We start from the raw sequence: 8,053 nt of genomic DNA, 5'->3' as shown, positions 1-8,053 counted from the left end.
CCGGCGGCTTGGCCTCAGGTGCTCTGACCCACTTGCGAATCGTGTTGCGCGCCAACCCGGTGCGCTTGGCTATCTCATGCAGCGACAGCTTGTCGCGGAAATACATCCGGCGAATTTTGCCCATCATTTCCATACTGATCACCCTGTGTTCTCCTGCTCAAAAATTGAGCAGAAGCAGTTGAACACCTGGGTCAGTTTTCAGTCGGCAGAACAGCCTCTACTGGGTCAGTTTTCGGTCAGCGGCAACAACCGCATAACATGATCGCCCAAAATGAGCCGTTGGCCACGCAAAAAAGACGAGTTCAAGAGCAGATGGCAGGAATAATACTAAAGTGTTGGCAGGATCCTATGTTCAAGGCATCGTTGCTGGCTAACCCTGCGGCAGTCCTTCAAGCTGAGGGCATTACAGTCAATCCGGACATCGAATACGTATTCGTAGCGGATGAAAGGCCGAAGATGCATTTCATCATCCCGGAGCCACCATTAGCGCAGCCGCTCACCCACAATGAGATGCTTCAGATTGCGCGGGCAGGGGAGCAACTCATTCTACCATCGATAATTTGCTAAAGCAGTTTGTAGTAAATGGCGTTTAGCTCTGGCGATACAGCTCACATGTTTCGTCTTGAGGAGGTTATGCCGGGCTTCGAGTACTCGCTTGCGGATTTTGAAGTCGACCTCTGGATCAATCGATTCCGAACTGACCACAACATCCGGATGGCCGGTGAGGACAAGGAGATTTATCCAGCAGTAGCAGCTGCTAGACAGGATGCACTTCAATGGGTATTTGAAGGGCTAGCGAATGGCTTTACGGCCATTTTCAACAAGTTGAATCTCTGCAACCCCAAAGTTGCTGAACTCTGCTACGAAATCGGTAGGGCATATCCTGATGAAGCACGGACGTTTGTCACGGCGTTCCTGTCTCCTTCTTCCCAATACTGCTTCGGCTACCATTACGATGAGGTTGACGTATTTTTGATTCAGGTTCATGGAACCAAGGCATGGTCAATTGCCGAACCTGATACAGCATTTCCAATTGAAGGAATGAACAAATTGCCTGTGGCGCAAGACCAATCCGGACGCGAATACCTTCGAGTAGATCTCGTACCGGGTGATGTCTTATATATACCGCGAGGTCACATTCATAGGGGCCTGCCAGGTTCAGCCGGATCTCTGCATCTTTCCGCAGGAGTTCATGTTCCAACTGTGGCTGACGGAATCGTCGCAAAAATCCGCAGTGCCAGCATGCTTGAGGAGTCCCTGCGTCGACCACTTAGCGCTGGCCAAGCATACGATGCAGTGCGTGAGGTGTTACGAGGATTGGAAACGCAACTCGGCCCTAATACTACACATACAAAACCTAGGGTGTACCTGCCACACAACAGTTTGGTATCTACTTTACGCATCGGCAATCTCGAACCGGACGACTTACTGGTGCGTACCGGGGGTGAGCCCATAAATTATCGCCTATCGTCGGATCTCTCTACCATTGAGGTGTTTGGCCTGCTTTTCGACCTCGGCGTGCGCTCTGAGTTGAGTTCCAAAGCAGCCGTGCCTGCCGGATATTTCCGCGCGTTACAGATGATCAACGAGAGTACTGAGTTCTCCCCACGCATACTGGTGAAAAGTCTAGACATCACGATTACGGATTCACTTGAACTGGTGCGTAAACTTCTTACTATCGGGCTGTTGGAGTTTCAATAATGTTGATCTCTGCCTTGATTGAGGAGATGGGTGGGGCTTCAGGCGACGAGGCGGGTCTCAAAAAAATTGCGAACTCTGTGGTAAACCTACTACAGCCAGATCGCCCATCTCATCCTGCCATGATTGAAGGCCTTGAGATGGAGCTTGTCTCCTTATATAAGCGCATGTGCTGCCCCTTAAAGATTTCCGTCGAACAGTACTTTGGAGGACAATCCTCAATCGGACTTGCTCAATGGATGAAGACCCAGCTTAGCCTCTGTCCTGCTCTCGACAGGGCGCTTTACACGCAGTCGCAACAACTGATAGATGAGTTCGTCCTTGTCGAATATCGGTTTGCACTGGACAAGTTGGAGCTGGCAAACCGAGGTCTTTGGGACGGTGAGTCTGAACTCGTCTCGACACGGATAGTGTCACCCGACAAGCACCACGGGCAGCACGTGCTTAAGCTGAGTTTTTCGGGCCTACCTGCGCTGTACTACAAGCCACGCTCAGGGGCCGGTGCGCACCTGTTGGAAAACCTATCTCAACTACTGTCTGGATGGGGGCTTAAGTTAGGAGCAGTCAATACGTTAATTTGCGAAGGCTACCACTGGATGGCGGAGGTACCTTATCAGCCGGTGCTTGACTATGAGTCTGCCAAGCAGTTCGCATTTAACGGTGGAGTATTATATGCGGTCGCATATTTACTGAACGCATCAGACCTGCATTTCGAAAACTTAATCGCCTCTATAGAGGGCCCCGTGGTAGTGGACTGCGAAACACTATGCCAGCCACGGTTTTCCACAGCGGCGGCGGCATATCTACTTAAACGGCCTCGCGAAGAACATAGCGACATTAGCTCCCTCTTCTTGAACTTCGATCATTATGGTGGAGAGGATATCGACTACGGTGGCCTTAGCTGTGTAGATCTTTGGTTCCGCGCAGATCCTTATTCAGGCATCCAAGTTGCGCTTTCTTCGGAGCAGCGACAGCTTGTCCAACATCATAGTCGCAGCGCAGTAGAGGTTGATGGGCGGCGTATTGCTCCCGCCGTCGAATACTTCGAGACATTTATTTTGGGGGTGCGACGCGCTTCAGAACTCATAATGAAGCGTAAGGCTGAGTTCCTAGCAGTTATCCCACCCTCATCAATCTTTCGAGTTCCACTTCGTGCAACTAGGGTCTATGCCGCACTACTAGCAGAGCGCATGTCAACCATTTGCTTCACTTCCTATGCAGTTAGAGCTTGGCAATCGCACATTGAGTTGGATATAGCAAACACCCCTCCGGAGTTCTTGCTTGCTGCACGGACTATCGTCGAGCAGGAAAACATAGACATAAGTGCGCTCGACATTCCGGTTGCCTATGCCCGAGCGGACAGCACTGACCTATTGCTACGCGATGCCATTGTGCCGGGTGTGTTCGACCTTTCCCCGCTAGAGGTCGTCCGGCTTAGACTAGAAAAACTGTCTGATGCAGTAGTCGAAGAGCAAATCAGCGAACTGCGCTCTCGTTTGCATAGTCATCTGAAAACTAGGTCTGAGGAACCTGAGGTTGTAAATTAAAGGGACATCATTTTTTTCTTGCGAAGGGGCTCTAAGATGTAGACGCTGTATCGCACTAGAACGTCTGCTATTGGCCGTGAGTTGCCAGTTTCAATTGGCTGGGGTCGCCAGAAGCAGTCATTAGCTGAGGTAGGCGTGTCTCCTGCTCACAGGCCTTGTTTGGAGCTGAAAGGGCTCTAGGGTAGTTTGACCTATTGAGTATTCAACATTATCGATGCGGGAGCTTTCTTACCGAACAGCTTGCTCTCGCGCGCCTTCTGAGTTTTGGCTGCTCTGTTGTCGACCTCTCGCTCTATCGTCGGCATAAACGCAGTGAATATGGTTGATGGTGTTCCCGAAGCTTCGGACCAGATGTCAAAGCGGCCATCGACGATCTTCGTAAACAGAACAGAAGCGTTCCAGAAGTCCTCAGGTCGCTGGGCATTTTGCATCTGTGCATACCAGGTTTTCGCCCAAACATTCCGAACATATGAATCGCGCGCGGCAGCGTAAGCCGCGCCAATGAAGCCTTTAGAGTCCTGAAAACGTGACAGCACCGAATCAGCATGGAGGCTTTCGTCGCAAAAGCCAGCGATCATGAGGGCAAGCGCTGTCTCGTACGGTCGCCCTATGGCGAGAAGTTCATCAGTATAGCTCTGCAGCATTTCCACCTTTCCGCAGAGATGCGCCGCGATGACCTCGCGCGCGATGTCGCTGTCAGTCCTCGGTGTTCGAAGGCGCCTTTTACAGATGTCCGCTATCGCCGGGCTGGTTGTGCTGCTCCAGAGGATAATGGTCTCCGCAGAGATTTTTGCAGCGCCAGTGACACGGCGTATGGTCGGGTCCAATGTCAGAACGCGGGTAATAAAGTCAGGTGCTAACGGACTGCCGCTGGCACCAAGCGCGACCGCAACCTGCAGCGCGACATGATGAAGGTGACGAAGCTTGCGGTCGGAAGCGGCGACCAACATTTTGAGCCAACGCTGATCGCGATCAGCATCCTGTCCGATAATTGCCTTAATACCCTCGAATGTGATGTCGGAAAGTATTAGGCCTGCTTCTGTAGCCGTGAGCTCACCGGCGAATCGCTCATACGCGTCGCCCATGCGACGTTGGCGGTCGTCGAACTGCTCCTCTGTTTCCGAAAGCCGATCCATCTGAGATGCAAAGTTGCTTTCCGTCGATGTCCGCTCCGTTAATGAAATCAGGGGCGGCGTTGAGTCGGACATTTTCGACATCTCAGTCTCGATGCTCGGCAGCTCCACATCACCTTCATAACCCAACGCTTTCGCAAGCGCAGTTTCGATTCGCGCGGCGATGACACCGACTTGCCCGGCAGGTAACGCTAGAGCGGCAAACCCGTAATGGGACAGGCTCATTCGATCAAGCGCAAGCTCCACCTCTATCAGGCCCGCCTGTAGCGCTTTTAATATTGAGGTGGAGCCGTGCCAGTCCTCGAAGTCGCTGTTGCCCGTTCTTTCCGCGCTCCATCCACTATCCACAACCTCCTGCAGTAAACAAATGTCTCCGCTCAATGCGGCGAGGGCGAGCGCTTCGTGCCGAAGAGTCTTGGATGGAGACCGAATTAGTCCTTTGACAATAATGGCAGCGCGTGGCGTCAACATCGACTGTGAATAGTAGACTGCAGCAAGAACTGCAGCCTGGGCATACTCATTGCCACTCTGAAGAGCACGCTCCAACACCTGTTCCACCTTTTCTGGGCCAGCTCTTCGCACGCAGGAAAGCACCTCGAGCAGAAGGGTATCACTCTGCATGTTTGCGACCGCTTCCAACTGCTCGTCGGCGGTGAGATGCGGCAACGCGATCAGCAGGGAAAACTGTGCCGTGATGAAATTGTCTCGAGAGTCTTTCCCATCTTTATAAGTCGTGGTGCTCGATAGACAGGCCGACAGGAAACGTAGGGCGAGATCTTTTGTGAGAGCCGAGCTGTGACGCCTGAGTTCCAATACACCTTGACGTCGCGTAAATCCATCGCGACCAAGTACTTCGCTCGCGAGAGCATTATGCATGTATATCGCGTCATCGGATGCGAAGCGTGCGACAGCAGCTCGGGCGCCGCGGAAGAAGTGGTCCTGCTCGTTTATGCCCAAGCTTATGGCTACCTTTCCTAGATCAATCTGCCGGTAGTTTTGAGCCGTTGCAACAACGTTCTCTGGCCTGGCGGTAGCGGGATCGCATGGGTCGACGGAGCAATAGGTTTCCCTCAGTGCCCAACCAGCGAAGCGTTCCCGGTCGCGTGTGAGCTCATCGCTGATATATGTACCTTCTTGCGCGTCGTTGACATCTCCGGTGCCGAACAGGATACCTACGCGAGTCCATCTCCCCACACTAGACGAACACTCCCTCGGCAGTGCTTCCAATTCCTTCAGAAGTGCTGATCGTGTCTCCTGCCAGTCAGCACGGTTGTAGTGAAGAAGCTGCTCAAACTCTGCGTAAGGTGCCGACATCGATGAGTTGAGCGCACAAGAGAATCGCCAGCGGACGATGTATGGTGCAACCTCTTCCAGAGGGAAGCCGGCTAGAAGATGGAAGGCAAAGCGACTTATGCCATCAAACCGAGGGGTCGGGGCGGTAACAAGATTCGTAGTTACGAAGGATCGCTCGACCGCGGTCAGGCCAGCCTCCCGCTCTCGAATTTCAGCCGAAACCCTTGCGCGCTCTTCGTCAACCTGAGTGGCAGAGTTCTGGCGCAGAGTTCTGTGCATCCGGCGTTCGGGCGCGGGCGAATAGAAGGACAGCCAGCGCTTAGTCGACTCCAAAATTTGCTGCCAAACACCCGGTTCGTCACGTCGATTGAGCAGCGAGTAGAGCAGCCATTCTTTGCTGGCAATATGTTCTTGCGACAGGTAAACGTTTTCAGCGGCTTGCAGGAAGGCTAATGGGGCCGACTTTGCGAGTACAGAGAAGGCATCGACCTGGCTGTTAGGAAGGTTTTGTAGAGATACGAATTTTTCTATCAGTGCGGAGCGTATCTCTGAGCTCGTTTCCTCATCAAGACAAGCGATTTGGGTTGCAAGCAGAACAACTTTTGCCGTCTCATCAAGTGCGCTGATCGGTTCCAGAATTGTCGCTAGCCTTTCGCGCGGATCACGGTCGTTGCGCAACTCACGTTCGAGTTGGTCAACGAGGTAGAGCGAGAGCGCCAGATTGAGGCCGTCGGGCTTTATCTCATACTGTGAAGCGCTTCCTTTCACAGCAGAGAAAAACCGACTCGAAGCAACAGATTCGAGCTGGGATTCTTGGACCACATCAAAAAGCCTCAGATCGTCCGTATCCTGCGCATTCGCGCGAGCCAATATCTCCGCTGCGAGTCTTTTCAATAGGTCTGCGAACGAGGCAGCGGAGATCGGAACCGCTCCGAGCTGCTGCATCCTCCGCATGTGCTCAAAGAGAAGACGCCCTACACTGAGCTCATCTAAAAGCTCGATGGTCTTGGCCTCTATCAGCTCGATCGCGATCCCGAGCAGCCGGGGGTTCCGAACGGATGTTAGAACCTCGATTCTGGAGTTGGAGTAGTCAATACCGCGACTGCTCAGTATCTCTTTGACATCCTCGATGGACCACTCGGCGAGATTGATCGTCCTTACATTGCAGGACAGCGCATTTTTGAGTTGCGCCCAGTGCTGTGTGCGGGTGGTTAGAACCAGACAGCCGCCAAGGCCCTTCAAGTGCCTCGCGGCGCGATCAAGCCAGCGCCCCCAGTTCGATTTAAGCGGTTGGTTGAGACCATCCGCTATGAGCGTTAAGCGGACGGAGCTCACTGGAGTGTTCGCACGCCAAGCGTTGAAGCGGCGCTTCCATCGTGTCATCGCCGGCGTCGTAATACTCGCGCCTGTCTGACTGAGCAGCTTGCGGATTAGGAAGTCATCGAGGTTTTCAGCGTCATCACCAGTCAAATCGTCCGCAGGACACAAGACAAGAAGTGATTTGGGATTGGATAGGTTCCAGCTCTGAACAGCGAGCCAGGATTTGCCGACACCTTCCTCACCGACGATTGCGTAGATTTCGCTCTCTGGCGCTCCAGAGAAGGCGTTTGTGAGAGCAGTGCGCTCGGGCCGATCAAGTGCCATGGGGCCGGATGGGTCAAGGGGGGATAAGGGCTGGCCGAACTCGGCACGTGCCTCCAGCTTGTTTGTGAACAACCGACTAAGCCATGCCTGATTGAGCGTTTTGGCATGGCCCAACCCAACGTCTTCGGCAAGGGCTTTTTTGAGCGAGCTTACCCTTGAAGGGAGATCAGTATGTTTTGCAAAGTAGTCGATTGCGACAACGGCGGACGCAATAAGACCCGCTCCAGGTCCCCCGGTAAGGCCTTGTGTGATGAACGCCTTAGACTTGGACCCTGCCACCACAGCGGCGATGAGCAGCGCTCCAAGATCGTTGTTTGACCAGTCCAATACAGCGATACCAAAGCCGTGTTTGGTCGCAAATTTCTGGGCGGCCTCGACGGTTTGGGATGCCACTTCGCATGTGGCTCCGAGTATCCAGACATCCACCAGACTGACGTCGTCATTGGCAACGTCAAAAAGCTTTACCGAAATATCGTTCTTCGAGAGGCCGTCTTTGTAGCGTTTGCCCTCAAAAAATGTGGCGCCGCCATCGAACGCAGAATCACCGTCCCGCCCTAGCTGTGTACCTGACTTTGCGAGACGGAAAGATTGCCCTGTGATCTCACCCAGGATGACACCGAGAAACCCTTCAAACCCCTCTGGGCCAGAAGGATCGAGGGCTGTAAGCGAACGGGCATTACACCTTGCCGGCGGATACCCAGTTGTGCGGCAGCAGCTCGACCAGAGCGCTGGCCTTCT

3 protein-coding genes are annotated in these 8,053 nt (G+C 53.4%); 2 read left to right on the top strand and 1 reads right to left on the bottom strand.

The genetic code is table 11. The features are described 5' to 3' along the window. Window positions 1–612 precede the first annotated feature (612 nt). Both AAEZ08_RS22535 and AAEZ08_RS22530 read left to right on the top strand, forming a co-directional pair. On the top strand, window positions 613–1,701 hold the full coding sequence (locus AAEZ08_RS22535) for a JmjC domain-containing protein (protein ID WP_500125142.1): 1,089 nt from the start codon (window positions 613–615) through the stop codon (window positions 1,699–1,701). Then, window positions 1,701–3,245, top strand: coding sequence for a DUF4135 domain-containing protein (locus AAEZ08_RS22530; RefSeq protein WP_500125140.1), 1,545 nt, complete (start codon window positions 1,701–1,703; stop codon window positions 3,243–3,245). Before AAEZ08_RS22535 ends, AAEZ08_RS22530 begins: the two co-directional genes overlap by 1 nt. A 191-nt stretch (window positions 3,246–3,436) precedes the next feature. On the opposite strand, the gene AAEZ08_RS22525 is transcribed toward AAEZ08_RS22530, so the two are convergent. Continuing rightward, the gene (locus AAEZ08_RS22525) at window positions 3,437–7,708 is read right to left on the bottom strand and encodes an NACHT domain-containing protein (protein WP_500125139.1); all 4,272 of its coding nucleotides are present in this window, start codon (window positions 7,706–7,708) and stop codon (window positions 3,437–3,439) included. Window positions 7,709–8,053 lie beyond the last annotated feature (345 nt).

This window comes from Pseudomonas sp. E45-MNA-CIBAN-0222 (genome assembly GCF_040310405.1).
GTDB lineage: Bacteria > Pseudomonadota > Gammaproteobacteria > Pseudomonadales > Pseudomonadaceae > Stutzerimonas > Stutzerimonas stutzeri_AC.
Note: the sequence above shows the minus strand (reverse complement) of the source record. Positions and strands in the feature narration are given on the sequence as shown.

Bases quoted from the DNA above. Each gene is read 5' to 3' on its own strand.
- AAEZ08_RS22535 (WP_500125142.1), top strand. From the start codon at position 613: ATGTTTCGTCTTGAGGAGGTTATGCCGGGCTTCGAGTACTCGCTTGCG.
- AAEZ08_RS22530 (WP_500125140.1), top strand. From the start codon at position 1,701: ATGTTGATCTCTGCCTTGATTGAGGAGATGGGTGGGGCTTCAGGCGAC.